The organism is Candidatus Symbiopectobacterium sp. NZEC135 (genome assembly GCF_025962695.1).
In genome coordinates, this window is record NZ_JAGFPF010000638.1 from 1 (window position 1) to 1,103 (window position 1,103).

The window sequence follows — 1,103 nt, forward strand, 5'->3', positions numbered from 1 at the left end:
AGCCAACTGGCGTTGGATATGGGGACGGTGGAAACCAGCCTGGCGGGGCCAAAACGCCCGCAGGATCGCGTCGCGTTGGCACAGGTCCCCGATGCGTTTACCGCCAGCCGTGAACTGGAGCTCAGCAGCGGCAATGCCCATGCTGAAGCGATTGACGTGACATTGGCGGATGAAACTTTCTCGTTACGTCAGGGAGCGGTGGTGATTGCGGCGATCACCTCGTGCACCAATACGTCCAACCCCAGCGTGTTGATGGCGGCGGGCCTGTTGGCAAAACACGCGGTAGAGCGCGGTCTGCGGCGTAAACCGTGGGTGAAGACGTCGCTGGCGCCCGGCTCCAAAGTGGTACCGGATTACTTCGCTAAAGCGGGATTAACCCCTTATCTTGATGCGCTGGGTTTTCAACTGGTGGGGTATGGATGTACTACCTGTATCGGTAACTCAGGGCCTTTGCCGGAGCCGATAGAACAGGCGATTAAAGCCGCCGATTTGACGGTGGGTGCCGTGCTCTCGGGCAACCGCAACTTTGAAGGACGCATCCATCCGCTGGTGAAAACCAACTGGCTGGCATCGCCGCCGCTGGTGGTGGCCTATGCATTAGCGGGCAACATGACGCTGGATTTGACCCGCGATCCGCTGGGCGTCGGACACAATGGTGAACCGGTGTTTTTGAAAGATATCTGGCCTTCCGCGAAGGAAGTGGCCGACGCGGTGCAGCATGTCAGCGTTGACCTGTTTCATAAAGAGTACGCCGCTGTATTTGAAGGCACCCCCGAGTGGCAGGCGATAGCCGTGGGGGATAACCCTACCTACGAATGGCCACAGGATTCCACCTATATCCGCGAGACCCCATTTTTCACTACTATGGGCAAAGCGCCCGATCCGATACAGGATATTCACGGGGCGCGAATCCTTGCTCTGTTGGGGGATTCAGTGACTACCGACCATATCTCTCCTGCGGGCAGCATCAAAAAAGAGAGCCCGGCGGGCCGTTACCTGCTCGATCGCGGCGTGACTGTAGACGATTTTAACTCCTACGGCTCCCGACGAGGCAACCATGAGGTGATGATGCGCGGCACGTTCGCCAATGTGCGCATCCGCAA

Annotated in this window: 1 protein-coding gene; it reads left to right on the plus strand. The window is 58.3% G+C overall.

Features of this window, described 5'->3' with window-relative positions:
- On the plus strand, nucleotides 1-1,103 hold a 1,103-nt coding region (locus tag J5224_RS29370), incomplete at both ends, for an aconitase family protein (protein WP_264628598.1).